This window comes from Pseudomonas sp. MF08817 (genome assembly GCF_059862705.1).
In genome coordinates this window covers 74,917-94,614 of the sequence record NZ_JCBCUY010000008.1, presented here as the reverse complement: position 1 = coordinate 94,614, position 19,698 = coordinate 74,917, and the positions used below count along the sequence as shown (strand labels likewise).

The window sequence follows — 19,698 nt, the reverse complement described above, 5'->3', positions numbered from 1 at the left end:
GGGCAGAAAATGGCGGCGAGTATAGCAGCCGCTCAAACACCCATAAACCGCGGTGCCGCGCCTAGAACGCCGTGGGGTGGCAACGCCCGCCATTGATCTCGCGCAGTTGCGCCTGCAAGTGCAGGCACCAGATCTGCGGGTCGTCGGCCAACTCATAGCCGTGGGACGTCAGGCTTTCAACGATGGTTTCCAGAATGGACTCGGCGACGAACGGCCCATGGAACGGGCCCTGCGCCTTGATCGCCGTGGGCTGCTCGCCGGCCATACCGGCGGCGAATAGCAACGTCCACATGCCGGTTTCCCCGGCGAGCGGGCGAATGCTGCATTCGATGCGGGTGACCAGGCCCAGGCACTGGCGGGTGAGGCAGAGGTTGCGCGGCATGGCGGCGACCCTCGGTAGATCCGGTGTTCAGCCCCCACGAGGGGGCCGGCTCGATCCAGTGATGACTGTCGATTCCCTGTCCTGAGCATAGAAGAAAAGCCAAGTCAGCAAGTTGGCGGGCCTAACCAGGCGCCGAATGGTCATTGTCGACTTTTTGACGCATCGAAATGGCAAGCGGGGCCGACCCGCTTGCCACAGGCCTCAGGCGGGCTTGGCTTCGACCAACGCCTGCTGCGCCAACTCCTTCTCGGCGTCCTTGAGATCGTCTTCGCTAATCATTTCCGCGATCACCCGCAAGCGCTCCACCACCCGCGCATTGACGCTGCCTTCGGGGAACTGCCCCTCCTCATCCGGCTCGCCGGCCGGCTCACCGACCAACAGGCTCAGGGCTTCGTCCGCCTGACGCACGGCATACACGTGGAACTGTCCGGCCCGCACCGCTGCCAGGACTTTCTCGTCGAGCATCAAGGTGGCGACGTTGGCCTGGGGAATGATCGCCCCCTGCTCGCCCGTCAGCCCACGGGCCTCGCAGAGGCGGAAGAAGCCTTCGATCTTCTCGTTGACCCCGCCCACCGCTTGCACTTCACCGAACTGGTTGATCGAGCCGGTAATGGCAAAACACTGCTTGAGCGGCGTTTTGGACAATGCCGAAATCAGCGTGCACGCCTCGCCCAGGGAGGCGCTGTCGCCATCGACGTAGCCGTAGGACTGCTCCAGGGCAATGCTTGCGGAAATCGCCAAGGGGAATTCCTGGGCATAGCGGCTGCCCAGGTAACCGGTGAGGATCATCACGCCCTTGGAGTGAATCGGTTGCCCGAGGTTGACCTCGCGCTCGATGTCCACGATACCGCTGCCGCCCGGGTACACCGTGGCCGAGATCCGCGCCGGCACACCGAAGGCCGAATCGCCCACTTCCAGCACCGTCAGGCCGTTGCACTTGCCGACTGCGGCGCCGTCGGTGTCGATCAGGATGATCCCCGCCAGCATGTCGTCGAGAATCCGTGCCGACACCCGGCCAGTGCGGGTGGCCTTGGCCTTGAGGGCGCGTTCGATATGCCCGGCATCGGTCATTTCATCGCCGGCCAGGTGGCGAATGAAATCCGCCTCGCTGACCAACTGGAATAGATCGCCGATACGCGCCGACAAGCGCCCCTGATGCTCGGCCAGGCGTGCGCTGTAGGTGGCCAGGCGCGCCACCGCGTCGGCGGTCAGCGGCGCCATGCCTTCTTCGCTGGTGCGGGTTTTGAGTAACTGGGCGAACTGTTCCAGGCTTTCGTCGACCATCGGGATGTCTTCGTCGAAGTCCACCAGCACCCGGAACATCTCCTGGAAGTCCGGGTCCAGGTCCTGCAGCGTGTAGTACAACTGGCGCGCGCCGATAATGATGACCTTGACCTGCAACGGAATGTGCTGCGGCGTCAGGGTCACCGTGGCCAGGCGCCCCAGTTCGCCCAACGGCGACTCCATTTTCAGCTTGCGCGATTGCAGGGCGCGCTTGAGCGCGTCCCACACGAACGGTTCGCTGAGCATTTTTTCCGCTTCCAGGATCAAGAAGCCGCCATTGGCGCGGTGCAGCGCACCGGGGCGCAACTGCCGATAGGTGGTGTAGAGCGCGCCCTGGTCGGTGCTGTACTCGATGCGGCCGAACAGGTTGTCGTAGGTCGGATGGGGCTCGAACACCACCGGCGCGCCGCCACTGGCGGGGTGGCCGACCACCAGGCTGGGGCAGTACTGCTCTTCGAGCAGTTTGCGCGCCACGGCGTCGGTCTTGCTGTCGTCCACCAGTTGCTCGACCACGGTCTTGAGCAAATACACCTGCATCGCTTGCAGATAGCCGCACACGGCGGCGTTTTCCGCGTACTTCTGCGACAACGGCGCCAACAGCGGCTGCAAGGCCAGGGTGATGGTCTCTTCGTTGAGCTGGCGCATCTGGTTGCTCGACTCACGCTTCCACTGCGGCAGGCTCGCCAGCTCTTCGTTCAGGCGCTCTTCCAGTTCGGAGATATCGACGTGGAAGCGCTCACGCTCAGCCTCCGGCAATTGGGCGAACTCCGCCTCGTCCAGCGCCTTGCCTTCGGCCATCGGGGTGAACGCGATATTGCTGCTGTCGCGGTACAGGGCGACGTCTTTTTCCAGGGCCAGGCGTTCGATCACATCCAGCGCGCGGTCGTAGCGCTGGTTGAAGGCGCGGTCGATGGCGCTTTTCTTCTGCTGGTAGGACGGGTGCTCGAACACCGCCGGAAAAGTCGCCAGCAGGTTGTCGATCAAGCCATTGATATCGGCGATGAAAGCGCCCGCTTCGCCAGAGGGAAGCTCCAGGGCCCGGGGTTCGCGGGGGTCATCGAAGTTGTTGACGTAGACCCAGTCCGCTGGGGTCTGCAGGCGCTTGCCCTCGGCCTTGAGGTAGCGTTTGACGAAAGAAAAACGGCCGGTGCCCGGCTCGCCCATGACAAATACGTTGTAGCCGGGGCGTGGCATCGCCACACCGAACTGCAAGGCCTCGACGGCACGTTCCTGGCCAAGCACACCGCGAAAGGGCTCCAAATCATTGGTGGTCGAGAAGCTGAACTGTTCAGCGGAAAACGGACGGGTCAGCGCTTCAGGCGCGAGACGCAAGCTGGCAGCAACAGGATCAGGCATCGGACTTCCTTACATCAGGCGGGGCGGATGGCGGCATTCTGGCGCCGGGTATGCCTGGCTGGCAAGGCACGCGGTAACTGTAGCCGTCACCCGGGCGCAATGAAGACACCTGTGGGAGCGGGCTTGCCCGCGATGGCGGCGTATCAGCCTGTATCAGCGTTGGATAGGCCGACGCCATCGCGGGTGAGCGGAGCGCCGCCCCGCTCCACACACGTGCAGCTCATGGCATGCAGTCGGCCCCCTCCAGCCAGGAACACCACCCAAAACCCCGGTCAAGCCCCGATAAACCGGAGCCTCGACGATTGTTTTACAAAAAATCACGGAACCCTGGGATCGTGCCTAAACTCCAAGCTGCGCGGCTGGGCAAATAACCGGCCCGACTGGCGCTGATACGGGCCAGACTCCTGTCCATTGGTATGCACATAAAGAGAACAAAGCTATGAAACGGATTCTTCTCGGTACTCTCTTCGCCGCTGTATCCATCAACGCTATGGCTCAGGCGCCAGGCGGCCCGGATTGCGGTTGGGGCAACATGCTGTTCGAAGGTCAGCGTGGCACCCCGGCTCACTTCCTGGCATCCACCACCAACGGCACTTCCGGCAACGCCACGTTCGGCATGACTTCCGGCACCAACGGCTGCGCCACCAACGCTTCGCTGACCTACGGCGGCAAATCCTGGTTCGCCATGAACGGCATGATGAACGAACTCTCCGAAGACATGGCCAAGGGTCAGGGCGAAGCGCTGACCACCTATGCCGTGGTACTCGGCGTGGCACCTGAAGACCGCGCGCACTTCGCCGCAGTCACCCACGAACACTTCCAACAGATCTTCACCAAGGCAGACGCCACCGCTGAAGACGTGCATACCAACACCCTGGCCATCCTCAAGGGCGACGCTCGCCTGGCTAAATACGCCACTCCGGCATAAGCTCGGCCCACCCGCCCCTTCATGGGGCGGGTTTTGTTTTTTGGACCTGGCCGCTCAAGCCTGCCCCAGGCTTACCGGTCGCCCCACCCCGACTCGGGTCTCTTTTTTATTAAGTTGCCACCATGCTCAAACGCCTTGCCTACCTGGCGCTCTGTGTCTGCGCCCCGTTGTCCGCCGCACCACAGATCGACAACCCGCGTTTGCAGCAACTGGCCAACGACCCCTTCTGGATTTCCCTGGGCCACTACGAAACCGCCAAGCTCGGCGGCTGGCGCAGCTATGTCAGCGACCCCAAGTTCTTCCTTGCCGCCAACGGCGCCGAACGCCCCGATGCCGAGCTGCAAGCCACCCTGCAAGCGCTCTACGCGCCTGCCAGCGCCGGCGAGCAACACGCCCAGTGCGTGTACCCGGCGCGCACCCGTTGGCTCAAGGCGCAACTGAACCTCACCGACCTGCCCACGGTGGCGTGCGCCGAATTCACCCAGTGGTTCAAGGACGTTTCGCCCCACAGCGCGGTGATGATTTTCCCGGCGGCTTACCTCAATAGCCCGTCGTCGATGTTCGGCCATACCCTGCTGCGCATCGACCAGGCCGATGTGCAAAGCGACCAGACCGCCCTGCTCAGCTACGCGATCAACTTCGGCGCCTACATCGAAGGCTCCGACAACAGCATCCTCTACGCCTGGAAAGGCTTGATGGGCGGCTACCCCGGCCTCTTTGCCCTGGTGCCCTACCAGGAAAAGCTCTCCGAGTACCGCAGCCTGGAAAACCGCGACCTGTGGGAATACCGGCTGAACCTGACGCAAGCCGAGACTGAGCGCATGGTCGAGCACGTCTGGGAACTCAAGCAGATCAAGTTCGACTACTTTTTCTTCGACGAAAACTGCTCCTATCGCCTACTCGAGCTGCTGCAAGTGGCCCGCCCGGGCCTGAAGCTGACCGAGCAATTCCCCCTTACCGCCATCCCCACCGACACGGTGAAAGCGGTCAAGGACGCGGGCCTGGTGGAGAAGATCGACTATCGCCCCTCCCGCGAGCGCGAATTGCTCAGCCGCGCCGAGCCGCTGGACGGTGACGAACAGCAATGGGTGCTCAAGGTCAGCGCCGACCAACAACAGCTCCAGGCCCCGGCCTTCAAGGCCCTGCCCCGCGCGCGCCAGGCGTTGATTATCGACGCCGCCTATCGCCTGGAGCGCTACCGCGCCAACGGCCAGGAACGCGACCCGCAACGGGCCCAACGCAGCTTCGAACTGTTGCGCGCGATCAACCAGAACCCTGCGCCGGAGCTGGACATCCCCCGCCCCGGCCTGCCCGAGGACGGCCACGAATCGCGCACCTGGCAGGCCGCCATCGGCACCCGGGGCGACGATGCCTTCGCCGAATACGGCCTGCGCATGGCCTATCACGACCTCAACGACAACGCCGAAGGCTTCCCCCTGGGCGCGCAGATCGAAATCCTGCAAATGAAAGTGCGCCAGTACGAAGGCAATCGCTGGCAGTTGCAGCAACTGGACCTGGCCACCATCCGCTCCCTGACCCCGCGCAACGAGCTGCTGCAACCACTGTCGTGGCAAGTCACTGGTGGCCTGGAGCGGGTGCCGGGCAAGCACGACGACGAAACCCTGGTCAGCCACGTCAATGGTGGCGCCGGCGGCACCTGGCAACTGGGTGACGACCTGCTCGGCTTTGCCCTGGGTACCGTACGCGTGGAGCACAACAACGACTTCGCCGAGTTCATCTCCCCGGCCGCCGGGTTCAATACCGGCCTGCTGTGGAAAAACCCCCTGGGCAACCTGAGCCTGGAGGCGCGCGGCGACTACTTCACCAACGGCGAAGTGCGCCGTAGCCTGAGCCTCAACCAGCAATGGGAGTTGTCGCGCAACCTGGGCCTGCGCCTGAGTGCCCAGCGCGAATTCAGCCACCTGGCCTCGGCCGAGAACGAAGTGATGCTGGAATTGAAGTGGTATCACTACTGAAGCGCAAAACAGCGCCCCACAGGTCGCTTTGCAACAACCGATGAAACCAAAAGGCTGCGACCATGGCCCAACCCTGCATGACAGGAGAAATGCCATGAGTCGCGCATTCGTCAACGAAGACCAGGCCGCTGCCCAGGCCGACACCCCGGTGGAGCGCCAGGTCAGCACCCAGCCCAACCACCTCACCGCCCGCGGGCTGGCGCAATTGCAGGCGAAAGTCGCCGAACTGCAGCAATTGCACAGCGAAGAAAGCGCCCGAGGCGAAATGGCCGACAAACAGCGCCAGGCCGAGATCGAGCGTGACCTGCGCTACTTCAACCAGCGCCTGCGCAGCGCCCAGGTCGTCGCGCCCGCCACCTCCACCGAGCAGGTGCAGATCGGCAGTTGGGTGACCTTTGCCAATGAAGACGATGCGCAACAGCGCGTACAACTGGTGGGGGAAGATCAGGCCGACGCCGCGCGCGGCCTTATCAACTGGGGCTCGCCCCTGGGCCGGGCCCTGCTGGGCGCCCGGCTCGGCGACGAAGTGCTATGCAAGCGCCCCGCCGGCGATCAGGTGCTGGAGATTATCCGCATCGAGCCCGAGGCTTAGACCACGCCCTGGGCCAGCATCGCGTCGGCGACCTTGACGAAACCGGCGATGTTCGCGCCTTTGACGTAGTTGATGCGGCCGTTTTCTTCGCCGTAATGCACACACGCGTGGTGGATCGACTGCATGATGTTGTGCAACTTGCTGTCCACCTCACCGGCCGTCCACAGCAGGCGCATGGCGTTCTGCGACATCTCCAGGCCACTCACCGCCACGCCGCCAGCGTTCGACGCCTTGCCCGGGGCGAACAAAATGCCCGCCTCGATAAAGATATCCACCGCCGCCAGGGTGGTCGGCATGTTCGCGCCTTCGGCCACGCAGGTGCAGCCGTTGCGCAGCAGAGTGCGCGCGGCGTTGTCGTCCAATTCGTTCTGCGTCGCGCAAGGCAGCGCGATATCGCACGCCAGGTCCCACGGGCACTGGCCGGCACGGAACTCCAGGGCAAAACGCGTCGCCAGTTCGCTGATGCGCCCGCGCTTGACGTTTTTCAGCTCCAACACCGCCAGCCATTGCTCCTCGGTCAGGCCCGACTCGCAGTACAGCGTGCCTTCGGAGTCAGACAGGGAAATCACCTTGCCGCCCAGGTCCATGACCTTACGTGCCGCGTACTGGGCCACGTTGCCGGAACCGGAGATCGCCACGCGCTTGCCTTCCACACGCTGGCCGCTGCGCTTGAGCATTTCTTCGGCGAAGTACACGCAGCCAAAACCGGTGGCTTCCGGGCGGATCAGGCTGCCGCCGTAGCTCATGCCCTTGCCAGTCAGGACGCTAGTGAACTGGTTGCTCAGGCGCTTGTACTGGCCGAACAGGAAGCCGATTTCGCGGGCACCGACGCCGATGTCGCCGGCCGGCACGTCCACGTCTGCGCCGATGTGGCGGTACAGCTCGCTCATGAACGCCTGGCAGAAACGCATCACCTCGGCGTCGCTCTTGCCCTTGGGGTCGAAGTCCGAACCGCCCTTGCCGCCGCCCATGGGCAGGGACGTCAGGGAGTTCTTGAAGGTTTGCTCGAAGGCGAGGAACTTCAGTACGCCCATGTTCACCGACGGGTGGAACCGTAGGCCGCCCTTGTACGGGCCGATGGCGCTGTTCATCTGGATGCGGAAACCGCGGTTGACCTGCACCTTGCCCTGATCGTCAACCCAGGAAACGCGGAACACCACCGCGCGTTCGGGTTCGCAAATCCGTTCGAGAATGCCCGAGGTCAGGTAATGCGGATTAGCCTCCAGAAATGGCCACAGGCTGCGTAGGACTTCTTCTACAGCCTGGTGGAATTCCGGTTGCTCAGGGTCGCGCTTTTTCAGGCGGGCAAGGAAGTCTTCGACGGATTCGATCATGGGAAGTCTCGGCAAATTTATTGTCGTTAAAGGAGATTTGCCCGGGACTTTATCAATTCATTTCGCACCGCGACAGCGCAAAATGTCGCAGTTATGAAATTAAATGGTGCATTGGATGTAAATCGGCAGGGTTTTCTCGGCTGTTTTGCACCTAAACGGGGATTATCAATTCTAGGGTTGCACCATCAGGTAAACCGCCATCGCGGGCTCGCCCGCGATGAAGCCCCTCTGCCCCCGAGAAAAAAACACGCAAATAAAAACGGAGCCCCCAAGGGCTCCGTTGTTCAAACCACCGGCGCGGATCAGGCCAGTTTCTTGTGCCGTACGCGGTGCGGCTGGGCCGCTGCGTCGCCGAGGCGTTTTTTGCGGTCGGCTTCGTACTCGGTGTAGTTGCCCTCGAAGAACACTGCTTGCGAATCGTCTTCGTACGCCAGGATGTGGGTCGCCACACGGTCGAGGAACCACCGATCGTGGGAGATCACAATGGCGGCGCCCGGGAAGTCCAGCAGGGCTTCTTCCAGGGAACGCAGGGTTTCAACGTCCAGGTCGTTGGACGGTTCGTCGAGCAGCAGGACGTTGCCGCCCTCTTTCAGGGTCAGGGCCAGGTGCAAGCGGCCGCGCTCACCACCAGAGAGGTCCTTAACGAACTTCTGCTGGTCGCCGCCCTTGAAGTTGAAACGCCCGACGTAAGTACGCGACGGGATTTCGTAGTTGCCGATGCGGATCTGGTCCGAGCCGTCGGAGATCTGCTGGAACACGGTCTTGCTGCCGTCCAGGTCGTCACGGCTTTGGTCCACGCAGGCCAGTTGCACGGTTTCGCCGATTTCGATGCTGCCCGAATCCGGTTGTTCCTTGCCCATCAGCATGCGGAACAGCGTGGATTTACCCGCGCCGTTACCGCCGATAACGCCGACGATCGCGCCTTTGGGCATAGAGAACGACAGGTTGTCGATCAACACGCGGTCGCCATAGCCCTTGGAGACGTTTTTGAATTCGATGACCTTGTCACCCAGGCGCGGACCAGCCGGGATATAGATCTCGTTGGTTTCGCTGCGCTTCTGGAATTCCTGCGACTGCATTTCCTCAAAGCGCGCCAAGCGCGCCTTGGACTTGGACTGGCGGGCCTTGGCGCCTTTGCGCACCCATTCCAGTTCGTCCTTCATGGCCTTTTCATGGGCCGATTGCTGCTTCGATTCCTGGGCCAGACGATCGGACTTGGCTTCCAACCAACCCGAATAGTTGCCCTCGTACGGAATGCCCGCGCCGCGGTCCAGTTCCAGGATCCAACCGGCGACGTTGTCGAGGAAGTACCGGTCGTGCGTGATCGCGACCACGGTGCCCGGGAAATCGTGCAGGAAGTGCTCCAGCCAAGCCACCGAGTCAGCGTCCAAGTGGTTGGTCGGTTCGTCGAGCAGCAGCATGTCGGGGGCCGACAGCAGCAGGCGGCACAGGGCTACACGGCGTTTTTCGCCACCGGACAGGTGCTCGATCTTGGCGTCCCAGGCTGGCAGGCGCAGCGCATCGGCGGCCACTTCCAGTTGACGATCCAGGTTGTGGCCGTCGCCGGCTTGCAGGATGGCTTCGAGCTTGGCCTGTTCGGCGGCCAGTTTGTCGAAGTCGGCATCCGGGTCGGCGTATTCGGCGTAGACCTGGTCCAGGCGCGCCTGGGCGTCCTTGATGACGCTGACTGCTTCCTCGACCACTTCACGCACGGTCTTGGTCGGGTCCAGTTGCGGCTCTTGCGGCAGGTAGCCGATGTTCAGTTCAGGCATCGGGCGCGCTTCGCCGTCGAACTCGGTGTCGACGCCAGCCATGATTTTCAACAGGGTGGATTTACCCGAACCGTTGAGGCCCAGCACGCCGATCTTGGCGCCGGGGAAGAAGGACAGCGAAATGTTTTTCAGGATTTCCCGCTTCGGCGGAACAACTTTGCTCAGCCGATGCATGGTGAAGACGTATTGAGCCATGGAGAACCTAGGGTCAGTGACGGGTGAATAAAGCGGGCGAAGCCCGGGCCAGGCTATGCGCGGCGCGGGCCGTTGATCGCGATCAATGCCTGCGTGCGGAAAATGCCTGATTGTCTGAGGCTGGAGCGCCTTCGCGTAACCGGCAAAGCTACCTCAACGGATCATATGAGTCCAGCCAGCAGGGGCTGGCACTTTGCCACAACTCAGGGCATGCTAGCCGCCCTTTGGGCGTCCGGCTTATAGTGCACGTCGCGCCAGTCCAGCCAAATCGCAGGGTCACAGCTTGCCCAATGTCACTTCGCCTTCGTCTGCGCGCGCGCCAAACTCTGCGCCCGGCTTGCCTCTGCGCGGCACCATCAAGGGCGCACTGGCAACCATGGTCTTGTTGCTGTTGGCCCTGCTGTTCTGGCAACTGCTCGACCAGCTCAAGCAAACCCAGCAACACGAACGCCAATACACCATCGACTACAGCGCAGATCAGGCCGACCACATCAGCCTGAACATGGCGCTGAACGCGCAGATCGCCCTGAATCTGCTACCGATCGTCGAACAACCCCGCTCATCCGATGAACTGCAGGCGCTGCTGGCCAAACTCCAGCGCTCGCTGCCCGACCTGCGCAGCCTGGCCCTGCTCGACAGCGAAGGCCAAGTGCGCAGCGACAGCGCCGCCGCCAGCGGCGACCACCCATGGCTGGCGCAGATGACCCAACGCAGCCGCGCCCAACGCTACTTCTACGGCAGCGCGGCGGATGGCTCGGTGGCGTACCTGCTGTTGCACCAACCCAGCGGCGACAGCAAAGGCTACTGGGCGCTACGTTTGGCCCCTCGCTTCGTGCAAGGCCTGGGCAAGAGCGGCGAACACCCGGCCTCGGCCCAATGGGCGCTGGAAAACCAACTGACCCAACAGATCATCGGGCAAAGCCCCAACCTGGCGGCGGCGCACAACCAGGTCCTGCCCCCCGAAGCCCTCGAAGACAGCGTGCTGGTGGTACCCCTGGGTAAAAGCGACTGGCAACTGCGCGGGTTGTTTGATGAGCAAGCGGTGGTCGAGCAACTACTGCCGGCGTTTATCGGCAAATGCCTGCTAGGGCTGGCGTTCTCTCTACTACCGCTTGTCGCCCTGCTCAACATGCGCCGCCGCCAGCGCCAGTTGCATGAGGGCCGGCGCCGCTACCAGGACATTTTTGAAGGCACGGGCGTGGCTTTGTGCGTGCTGGACCTGTCCGGGCTCAAGGCTTTCTTTAATAACAGCCACCTGCAAACCGGCGACGAACTGCGCCAATGGCTGCAAGGCCAACCGGGCCAGCGCCAGTATTTGCTGCAAGAGCTGCGCATCACCGAGGTCAACCAGGTCGCCCTGCAATTGCTCAACGTCAGTTCCTGCGAAGACGCCTGGAGCCTGTTGATTGCCGGCGACCCGCAGGTGGGCAATGCCATCGGCAATCAATTGCTTGAAGCGGTGCTGGAGCAACAGCAGCAACTGGAGCTGGAAATCAAGCTCAAGGACGCCCAGGGCAACGACCAGCATCTGTGGCTGGTGCTGCGCCTGCCCCGCGAGCGCAGCGACTACCAAGCGGTGATCCTGAGCATCAGCGACATCACCAGCCGCAAGCTGATCGAGTTGTCGCTGGTAGAACGCGAAGGCTTCTGGTCCGACGTGGTGCGCACCGTGCCCGATCACCTCTACGTGCAGGACGTCGTCAGCCAGCGGATGATTTTCAGCAACCATCACCTGGGCCAGACCCTGGGCTACAACAAGACCGAGTTGCAGCAGATGGGCGAGTACTTCTGGGAGATCCTGCTGCACCCCGAAGACGCCGACCTCTACCACCTCGCCCGCCAGGAACAGCGCCGCAGCGGCTACGCGCAATTGCTGCAATGCCAGTTGCGTTTTCGCCACCGCAACAACCAATGGCGGCGCTTCGAGGTCCGCGAGCAGGCCCTGGCCCGCGACCGTCACAACCAGGTCACGCGCATCATTGGCGTGGCCAAGGACATCACCGACCAGATCGAAGCCAGCGAGTCACTGCGCGACAGCGAGCAGCGCTATCGCATGCTCGCCGAGAGCATCAGCGACGTGATTTTCTCCACCGACAACAAACTCTCGCTTAACTACGTCAGCCCTTCGGTGCAAGCCGTACTGGGCTTTGCCGTGGACTGGATCTTCCAGAATGGCTGGCAATCGACCATCGCCAACCCCCAGCAACTGAGCGGCATCTACAGCCTGATGGATCGCGTCAGCAAAGCCCTGGACAAACCCGAGCAACTGGCCCAACTGCGCGACCAGGTGCAGACCCAGTTGTTCCTGTTCGACTGCCTGCGCGCCGACGGGCGCAAGATCCCCATCGAGTTGCGCCTGGTGCTGGTGTGGGACGAACACGGTGCGTTCGAGGGGGTGTTGGGGGTGGGCCGCGACATCAGCCAGCAGCGCCGCGCGGAAAAAGACCTGCGCATGGCGGCCACGGTGTTCGAGCATTCCACCTCGGCGATCCTCATCACCGACCCGGCCGGCTATATCGTGCAGGCCAACGAGGCCTTCAGCCGCGTCAGCGGTTATGCGGTGGCGCAAGTGCTCGACCAGTTGCCCAACATGCTCACCGTCGACGACCAACAGGAAGCCCACCTGCGCTATGTGCTCAAGCAACTGCACCAGCACAGCAGCTGGGAAGGCGAGGTCTGGCTCAAGCGCCGCAACGGCGAGCACTACCCGGCCTGGGTCGGCATCACCGCGGTACTGGACGACGAAGGCGACCTGGCCAGCTATGTGTGTTTTTTCAGCGACATCAGCGAGCGCAAGGCCAGCGAGCAGCGCATCCATCGCCTGGCCTACTACGACGCCCTGACCCACCTGCCCAACCGCACGCTGTTCCAGGATCGCCTGCACACCGCGCTGCAATCGGCCGAGCGGCAGAAGTCGTGGGTGGTGCTGATGTTCCTCGACCTGGACCGCTTCAAGCCAATCAACGATTCCCTCGGCCACGCGGCCGGCGACCGTATGCTCAAGGAAATGGCCACGCGCCTGCTCGGCTGCGTTGACGATGACGACACCGTGGCGCGCATGGGCGGCGACGAATTCACCCTGCTCCTGCAACCGCGTGCCAGCCGCGAAATGGCCCTCAACCGCGCCATCCACGTCGCCGAGCAAATCCTCGCCAGCCTGGTCAAACCCTTCGTCCTTGAAGGCCGCGAGTTCTTCGTCACCGCCAGTATCGGCATCGCCCTGAGCCCCCAGGACGGCAACGAGCTGAGCCAGTTGATGAAGAACGCCGACACCGCCATGTACCACGCCAAGGAACGCGGCAAGAACAACTTCCAGTTCTACCAGGCCGACATGAACGCCAGCGCCCTGGAACGCCTGGAGCTGGAAAGCGACCTGCGCCACGCCCTGGACCAGAACGAATTCGTCCTTTATTACCAACCCCAGTTCAGCGGCGACGGCAAACGCCTGACCGGCGCCGAAGCCCTGCTGCGCTGGCGCCATCCACGGCGCGGGCTGGTACCGCCGGGGGACTTCATCCCGGTGCTCGAAGAGCTGGGCCTAGTGGTGGATGTGGGCGACTGGGTCATCGCCGAAGCCTGCCGCCAGCTCAAAGCCTGGCACCTGGCGAAGGTGCGCGTGCCGAAAGTCTCGGTGAACATCTCGGCACGGCAGTTCTCCGACGGCCAACTGGGCACCCGCATCGCCAACATCCTCAGGGACACCGGCCTACCGCCGGCGTGCCTGGAGCTGGAACTGACCGAAAGCATCCTGATGCGCGAAGTCAGCGAAGCCCTGCAAATCCTCGCCAGCCTGAAGAACCTGGGCCTGAGCATCGCGGTGGACGACTTCGGCACGGGCTACTCCTCGCTCAACTACCTGAAGCAGTTCCCCATCGACGTGCTGAAAATCGACCGCACCTTCGTCGATGGCCTGCCCTGCGGCGAACAGGACGCCCAGATCGCCCGCGCCATTATCGCCATGGCCCACAGCCTGAACCTGGCGGTGATCGCCGAAGGCGTGGAGACCCACGAGCAACTGGACTTCCTGCGCGAACACGGCTGCGACGAAGTACAGGGTTACCTGTTCGGCCGCCCGATGCCGGCCAACCGTTTCGAAGCCCAATTCAGCAACGATGCGCTCTTCCTGTTCGACTGACAGCAAGAGCGCGGCAAGCTTAAAGCGACAAGCGGCAAGCAGTAGCGCGTTGGCTTTAACTTGCCGCTTGTAGCTCCCCACTTGAAGCTCGCTCTCCCACAACCTGATCGCGTTTCATATCCCTTCTAAAAGCGCATGGGTTAGAATGCCCCTCTTTTCTGCCCCCGATCCTTGAGGACCGCCATGTTCAGCCGTGATTTGACTATTGCCAAGTTCGACGCCGATCTTTTTGCCGCCATGGAGCAAGAAGCTCAGCGCCAGGAAGAACACATCGAGCTGATCGCTTCGGAAAACTATGCCAGCCCAGCGGTGATGGAAGCTCAAGGCTCGGCCCTGACCAACAAGTACGCCGAAGGTTATCCGGGCAAGCGCTACTACGGTGGTTGCGAGTACGTCGACGTGGTTGAGCAACTGGCCATCGACCGTGCCAAGGAGCTGTTCGGCGCCGATTACGCCAACGTCCAGCCACACGCCGGTTCCCAAGCCAACAGCGCCGTGTACCTGGCCCTGCTCTCGGCCGGCGACACCATTCTGGGCATGAGCCTGGCCCACGGCGGTCACCTGACCCACGGTGCCAGCGTTTCTTCCTCGGGCAAGCTGTACAACGCCATCCAGTACGGCATCAACGCCGATGGCCTGATCGACTACGACGAAGTCGAGCGCCTGGCCCTGGAACACAAGCCAAAAATGATCGTGGCTGGTTTCTCCGCCTACTCCCAGATCCTCGATTTCCCACGCTTCCGTGAAATCGCCGACAAGGTAGGCGCCTACCTGTTCGTCGACATGGCCCACGTGGCCGGCCTGGTCGCCGCTGGCGTGTACCCGAACCCGGTACCGTTCGCCGACGTGGTCACCACCACCACCCACAAGACCCTGCGCGGCCCACGTGGCGGCCTGATCCTGGCGCGCGCCAACGCCGACATCGAGAAAAAGCTCAACTCCGCGGTGTTCCCTGGTTCCCAGGGCGGCCCACTGGAGCACGTGATCGCCGCCAAGGCCATCTGCTTCAAGGAAGCACTGCAGCCTGAGTTCAAGGCCTACCAACAACAGGTCATCAAGAACGCCCAGGCCATGGCCAGCGTGTTCATCGAGCGCGGTTTCGACGTAGTTTCCGGCGGTACTGAAAACCACCTGTTCCTGCTGTCGCTCATCAAGCAGGACATCTCCGGCAAAGACGCCGATGCCGCACTGGGCAAGGCGTTCATCACCGTGAACAAAAACTCGGTGCCTAACGACCCACGCTCGCCGTTCGTCACCTCGGGCCTGCGCTTCGGCACACCCGCCGTGACCACTCGCGGCTTCAAGGAAACCGAGTGCAAGGAGCTGGCTGGCTGGATCTGCGACATCCTGGCCGACCTGAACAACGAAACCGTGATCGACGCGGTACGTGAGAAGGTCAAAGCCATCTGCGCCAAGCTGCCGGTATACGGCGCTTAATCACCCCGTTACTACGCGGCACTAAAAAGCCCGGTCTTATGACCGGGCTTTTTTTCGTCTGAACGTTGAGTGGCGAATGTAAGGGGAAACATCCAAAAACAGACTTGTGCAAACACCGTTTGCCCCTTCGACTAGCCTCAAAAGTGCACTTCTCCTAAACACTCTCAAAAGGATTTGAGAACCATGAGTACCAGCCGAAACAAATCATTCCTCGCAACGTTCACCGTCAACGGCTCCTGGCTGCACTTTCCAGGTCAGACCTTCAACGAAAAAGTCACCGTCCTGCACTACGATACGCCTTCCATCGCCACGGAAGTCCGCGATGTCTCCAATGTGCTGACCATGATCGCGGTCAACGTGAACCCGCCCCTGGTGTTCTACTGCCGCAATGAAGACGACTACTACACCTTCTACAACCGCACTCCAGGCCCTTACTACGGCAAGGTCATCAGCAAGAACCAGCATGACAAGTTCGCCGCCCTGCCTGCGGCGGGTAGAGACACCACAACGTTTAACTTTCTGGACTTGGACGGCAACATTATTACGTTGGACGACATTCAGTCCGACCAAGTGGACGTGCGTATCCAAACCCGTGCAGGCGCCCCCTTGGGGCTTAACAACAAGTTCTCGAAAATAAATAGAGTGCATCACTTCATTGGCGAATACGGCACCCAACTGACTTGGCGCATGAAGATACTTGAGCGCAATACCCCGTATATCAGCGACCCGGACGAAGTTTGATCGATATAAAAGCCGCCTGCTGTGGGCAGGCGAGTTTTTCAGAGTTGCTCGAAAGATTTCTTTATTTTTTCGTGGGGCAAATCGTCGCCGATGAACACAATGACACTTTCGCGCACTGCATCTTCGGCCCACTCGGTATCCCAATCGAAGCCGTAGAGTTTCAATACGCCTTGGAACACCAGGCGCCGCGCCTCACCGCCAATGTTCAGCACGCCTTTGTAACGCAACAGTTGTTTGCCGTGGTCTTCCAGCAGTTGGTTCATGAATTCGCTGAGCCGGTCGATATCCAGCGGTTTGTCGGTGCGCAGCACCAGGCTGCAGATCCGGTCGGTGGCCGCGGCCTTAGCCACTGGCCGCAGGTTCAGGCCACCGCCCAGGTCAGCGTTGAGGTTGAACCCGCGCACGTCCAGCAACTCGGCCAGGTCGATCCGGCCATGCTCGACCACCCGGATCGGCGCCCGGCGGTTGATCCGGGTCAGGCGCTCGCTCAGGGCGGTGAAGGCCTGCTCGTCCACCAGGTCGCGCTTGCTTACCAACAACCGGTCGGCAAAGCCGACCTGCGCCTGAGCGATGGTCTGGGTCAGGTGGAATTCGGCATGCGCGGCGTCCACCAGGGTGATGATGCCGTCGAGGATGTAGCGCTCGCGCAGTTCTTCATCGATGAAAAACGTCTGGGCCACGGGCGCCGGGTCGGCCAGCCCGGTGCATTCGATCACCAGGCGATCGAAGGCGATCTCGCCACTGTCCAGGCGCTCGAGCAGCAGGAACAGGGCTTTGGTCAGGTCGGTGTGGATGGTGCAGCACACGCAACCATTGGACAGGGTCATGACTTGTACCGGCTCATCACCCAACAACTGAGTATCAATGCCGGCGTCACTGAATTCGTTTTCGATCACGGCGATTTTCAAGCCGTGCTCGGCCTTGAGTAGGTGGCGCAACAACGTAGTTTTGCCGGCGCCGAGAAAGCCGCTGAGGACGGTAACGGGGATGGGAGAGGACAAAAGCAGTTCTCCTGAATAACGCAAGGAACAAAACAAATGTGGGAGCGGGCCTGCCCGCAATGGTGGTGCCAGATTCAACATCGCTGTTGGCTGACAGTCCGCCATCGCGGCAGGCACGCTCCCACAAGGGGTTACATCGACCCGGCTAGCGGGTCAGCAGCACTTGGGCCCACCCTTGCCCCCGTAACGGGCTTCCTGGCGTTCGCGAAAGAACGCCTCGTAGTCCATCATCGGTTTGTCCGGGTGTTTGGTCTGCATATGCTCGACGTAGTTGTCGTAGTCGGGCATGCCGACCATCAGGCGCGCAGCCTGGCCGAGGTACTTACCGAGGCGACTCAGGTCATTGAACATGGCGCATTCCTCGCTTACGCATCCGGCACGGCCTGGAACGGCGACTCTTTATCCGTGCGCTCCTTGTTGCCCCAGGCAGCAATGCCGACCTTGAGCGCATAGAACAGGATGCTGAAGACCACCGCCAAAAACAGCGCCGTGAGCGTGGCGTTGGTGTAGGCGTTGTAGATCACGTGCTGCATCTGGTCGATGCTCTTGGCCGGGGCCAGGATCTGGCCGTTGGCAAGGGCATCGCTGTACTTCTTGGCCAGCGACAGGAAGCCGATCGCCGGGTTGGCGTCGAACAGCTTGATGAAGCCTGCGGTGGTGGTGCAGATCAGCAGCCACACAGCCGGCAGCATGGTCACCCAGATGTAGCGTTGGCGTTTCATCTTAATCAGCACAACCGTGGCCAGCATCAGCGCGATACCCGCCAGCATCTGGTTGGAGATGCCGAACAGCGGCCACAAGGTATTGATCCCGCCCAGAGGGTCGATCACGCCTTGGTACAGCAGGTAGCCCCACATCGCCACACAACCGGCGGTGGCGATCAGGTTGGCGGTCCAGGATTCGGTGCGTTTGAGCGCTGGCACAAAGGAGCCGAGCAAGTCCTGGAGCATGAAACGCCCGGCACGGGTGCCTGCGTCCACGGCGGTCAGGATGAACAGTGCCTCGAACAGAATCGCAAAGTGGTACCAGAATGCCATGGTGTTTTCACCCGGCAGGACACTGTGCAGGATCTGCGCGATACCGACCGCCAGGGTTGGCGCGCCACCGGCACGGGCCAGGATGGTGGTTTCACCGATGTCATTGGCCACCGCTTGCAGCGCTTCGGGGGTAATGGCAAAGCCCCAACTGCTGACAGTTTGCGCCACGCTGACCACGTCCGAGCCGACAATCGCGGCCGGGCTGTTCATGGCGAAGTACACGCCCGGCTCGATCACCGACGCGGCAACCATGGCCATGATGGCCACGAAGGACTCCATCAACATGCCGCCATAGCCGATGTAGCGCGAGTGCGCTTCGTTGGCCAACAGCTTGGGCGTGGTGCCCGAAGAGATCAACGCGTGGAAGCCCGACACCGCGCCACAGGCGATGGTGATGAACAGGAACGGGAACAGCCCGCCCTTCCATACCGGCCCGGTGCCGTCGATGAACTGGGTCAATGCCGGCATTTTCAGGTCGGGCATGGTCACCAGGATGCCGATGGCCAGGGCGATGATGGTGCCGATCTTGAGGAAGGTGGAGAGGTAGTCACGCGGGGCCAGGATCAGCCACACCGGCAATACTGCGGCGACGAAACCGTAGCCGATCAGCATCCAGGTGATCTGGATGCCAGTGAAGGTGAAGGCCTTGGCCCACACCGGATCAGCGGCGATCTGCCCGCCCAGCCAGATAGAACCCAGCAGCAACAGCACGCCGATGATCGAGATTTCGCCGATGCGGCCCGGGCGGATGTAGCGCATGTAGATGCCCATGAACATCGCGATCGGGATGGTCGCCATCACCGTGAAGATGCCCCATGGGCTCTCGGCCAGGGCCTTGACCACGATCAGCGCCAGCACCGCGAGGATGATAATCATGATGAGGAAGCAGCCAAACAGGGCAATGGTGCCCGGGATGCGGCCCATTTCCTCACGCACCATATCCCCCAGGGAACGGCCGTTACGGCGGGTGGAGAGGAACAGGATCATGAAATCCTGCACTGCACCGGCCAGCACCACGCCGGCGATCAGCCACAGCGTGCCGGGCAGGTAGCCCATTTGCGCGGCCAGTACCGGGCCCACCAGCGGCCCCGCGCCAGCGATGGCAGCGAAGTGGTGCCCGAAAAGAATGTGTTTGTTGGTCGGCACATAGTCCAGACCGTCATTGTTGAGCACTGCGGGGGTAGCCCGCCGGGGGTCCAGTTGCATCACGTTGTTGGCGATGAACAGGCTGTAGTAACGATAGGCGACCAAGTAGATGGCCACTGCCGCGACCACGATCCACAAGGCGTTGATCGCCTCGCCTCGGCGCAAGGCCACGACGCCAAGGGCGCACGCTCCGACGATTGCCAGCAGCAGCCAGGGTATGTGGCGTAGCAGGCTATTATTGTTTTTCATTTTTTTATTCCAGCCAGGGTGGACAGAAAGACAGCCCTCGGAGTTTAGCGCGGCCGGCCTTAAAGGCCAGCCCCCTGCTTTGGTCTTGAGCCTTCATTTGTGGGAAAAAACCACAAATAAGCGGCTGGTCTAT

12 protein-coding genes and 1 pseudogene are annotated in these 19,698 nt (G+C 61.9%); 6 read left to right on the top strand and 7 right to left on the bottom strand.

Annotated elements, in window-relative coordinates:
* Positions 1 to 61: 61 nt before the first annotated feature.
* Together AC19YR_RS07030 and AC19YR_RS07025 are read right to left on the bottom strand one after the other, a co-directional pair.
* Positions 62 to 382, bottom strand: a complete 321-nt coding sequence (locus AC19YR_RS07030) for a PA4575 family protein (RefSeq protein ID WP_500597721.1) — start codon at positions 380 to 382, stop codon at positions 62 to 64.
* A 201-nt stretch (positions 383 to 583) separates the two neighbouring features.
* Entirely contained in the window at positions 584 to 3,022 is a 2,439-nt protein-coding gene (locus AC19YR_RS07025) for a Lon protease family protein (RefSeq protein ID WP_095109442.1), read from the bottom strand.
* 439 nt (positions 3,023 to 3,461) lie between these two features.
* Between AC19YR_RS07025 and AC19YR_RS07020 the strand changes: the two genes are divergently transcribed.
* The 3 genes from AC19YR_RS07020 to AC19YR_RS07010 all read left to right on the top strand — a co-directional run bounded on the left by AC19YR_RS07020 (position 3,462) and on the right by AC19YR_RS07010 (position 6,518).
* The gene (locus AC19YR_RS07020) at positions 3,462 to 3,950 is read left to right on the top strand and encodes a DUF3015 domain-containing protein (protein WP_095109441.1); all 489 of its coding nucleotides are present in this window, start codon (positions 3,462 to 3,464) and stop codon (positions 3,948 to 3,950) included.
* A 122-nt stretch (positions 3,951 to 4,072) separates the two neighbouring features.
* Positions 4,073 to 5,926 (top strand): DUF7840 domain-containing protein, encoded by a 1,854-nt coding sequence (locus AC19YR_RS07015; protein WP_500597719.1) that lies wholly within the window; start codon positions 4,073 to 4,075, stop codon positions 5,924 to 5,926.
* Positions 5,927 to 6,020: 94 nt separating this feature from the next.
* Positions 6,021 to 6,518: a GreA/GreB family elongation factor gene (locus AC19YR_RS07010; protein ID WP_500597717.1), complete on the top strand. Its 498-nt coding sequence runs from the start codon at positions 6,021 to 6,023 to the stop codon at positions 6,516 to 6,518.
* Here the strand turns inward: AC19YR_RS07010 and gdhA are convergent.
* Together gdhA and ettA are read right to left on the bottom strand one after the other, a co-directional pair.
* Positions 6,515 to 7,852 (bottom strand): NADP-specific glutamate dehydrogenase, encoded by a 1,338-nt coding sequence (gene gdhA, locus AC19YR_RS07005; protein WP_500597716.1) that lies wholly within the window; start codon positions 7,850 to 7,852, stop codon positions 6,515 to 6,517. The genes AC19YR_RS07010 and gdhA overlap by 4 nt on opposite strands.
* A 302-nt stretch (positions 7,853 to 8,154) precedes the next feature.
* The gene (ettA, locus tag AC19YR_RS07000) at positions 8,155 to 9,819 is read right to left on the bottom strand and encodes an energy-dependent translational throttle protein EttA (protein ID WP_095109437.1); all 1,665 of its coding nucleotides are present in this window, start codon (positions 9,817 to 9,819) and stop codon (positions 8,155 to 8,157) included.
* Between the two features lie 967 nt (positions 9,820 to 10,786).
* Between ettA and AC19YR_RS06995 the strand changes: the two are divergent.
* The 3 genes and pseudogenes from AC19YR_RS06995 to AC19YR_RS06985 form a co-directional block, all read left to right on the top strand.
* Positions 10,787 to 13,954 (top strand): annotated as a pseudogene (locus AC19YR_RS06995) (sensor domain-containing protein); the annotation flags it as partial.
* 183 nt (positions 13,955 to 14,137) lie between these two features.
* Positions 14,138 to 15,391 (top strand): serine hydroxymethyltransferase, encoded by a 1,254-nt coding sequence (glyA, locus tag AC19YR_RS06990; protein WP_095109435.1) that lies wholly within the window; start codon positions 14,138 to 14,140, stop codon positions 15,389 to 15,391.
* A 183-nt stretch (positions 15,392 to 15,574) separates the two neighbouring features.
* A complete protein-coding gene (locus AC19YR_RS06985; protein WP_095109434.1) occupies positions 15,575 to 16,132 on the top strand; it encodes a hypothetical protein in 558 nt (185 codons plus the stop codon).
* Between the two features lie 38 nt (positions 16,133 to 16,170).
* Here AC19YR_RS06985 and yjiA read toward each other — a convergent pair whose 3' ends face one another.
* From yjiA to AC19YR_RS06970, 3 genes are all read right to left on the bottom strand, one after another.
* On the bottom strand, positions 16,171 to 17,133 hold the full coding sequence (gene yjiA / locus AC19YR_RS06980) for a GTPase (RefSeq protein WP_500597714.1): 963 nt from the start codon (positions 17,131 to 17,133) through the stop codon (positions 16,171 to 16,173).
* A 153-nt stretch (positions 17,134 to 17,286) separates the two neighbouring features.
* Positions 17,287 to 17,484 carry a YbdD/YjiX family protein gene (locus AC19YR_RS06975; protein ID WP_003182142.1) on the bottom strand — a complete coding sequence of 66 codons (198 nt, stop codon included), beginning with the start codon at positions 17,482 to 17,484 and terminating at the stop codon, positions 17,287 to 17,289.
* A 14-nt stretch (positions 17,485 to 17,498) separates the two neighbouring features.
* Positions 17,499 to 19,565, bottom strand: coding sequence for a carbon starvation CstA family protein (locus tag AC19YR_RS06970; protein WP_095109432.1), 2,067 nt, complete (start codon positions 19,563 to 19,565; stop codon positions 17,499 to 17,501).
* Positions 19,566 to 19,698 lie beyond the last annotated feature (133 nt).

Excerpts from the sequence above, each read along its gene's own strand:
- AC19YR_RS07030 (WP_500597721.1), bottom strand. The coding sequence starts at position 382 with ATGCCGCGCAACCTCTGCCTCACCCGCCAGTGCCTGGGCCTGGTCACC.
- AC19YR_RS07025 (WP_095109442.1), bottom strand. The coding sequence starts at position 3,022 with ATGCCTGATCCTGTTGCTGCCAGCTTGCGTCTCGCGCCTGAAGCGCTG.
- AC19YR_RS07020 (WP_095109441.1), top strand. The coding sequence starts at position 3,462 with ATGAAACGGATTCTTCTCGGTACTCTCTTCGCCGCTGTATCCATCAAC.
- AC19YR_RS07015 (WP_500597719.1), top strand. The coding sequence starts at position 4,073 with ATGCTCAAACGCCTTGCCTACCTGGCGCTCTGTGTCTGCGCCCCGTTG.
- AC19YR_RS07010 (WP_500597717.1), top strand. The coding sequence starts at position 6,021 with ATGAGTCGCGCATTCGTCAACGAAGACCAGGCCGCTGCCCAGGCCGAC.
- gdhA (WP_500597716.1), bottom strand. The coding sequence starts at position 7,852 with ATGATCGAATCCGTCGAAGACTTCCTTGCCCGCCTGAAAAAGCGCGAC.
- ettA (WP_095109437.1), bottom strand. The coding sequence starts at position 9,819 with ATGGCTCAATACGTCTTCACCATGCATCGGCTGAGCAAAGTTGTTCCG.
- glyA (WP_095109435.1), top strand. The coding sequence starts at position 14,138 with ATGTTCAGCCGTGATTTGACTATTGCCAAGTTCGACGCCGATCTTTTT.
- AC19YR_RS06985 (WP_095109434.1), top strand. The coding sequence starts at position 15,575 with ATGAGTACCAGCCGAAACAAATCATTCCTCGCAACGTTCACCGTCAAC.
- AC19YR_RS06975 (WP_003182142.1), bottom strand. The coding sequence starts at position 17,484 with ATGTTCAATGACCTGAGTCGCCTCGGTAAGTACCTCGGCCAGGCTGCG.
- AC19YR_RS06970 (WP_095109432.1), bottom strand. The coding sequence starts at position 19,565 with ATGAAAAACAATAATAGCCTGCTACGCCACATACCCTGGCTGCTGCTG.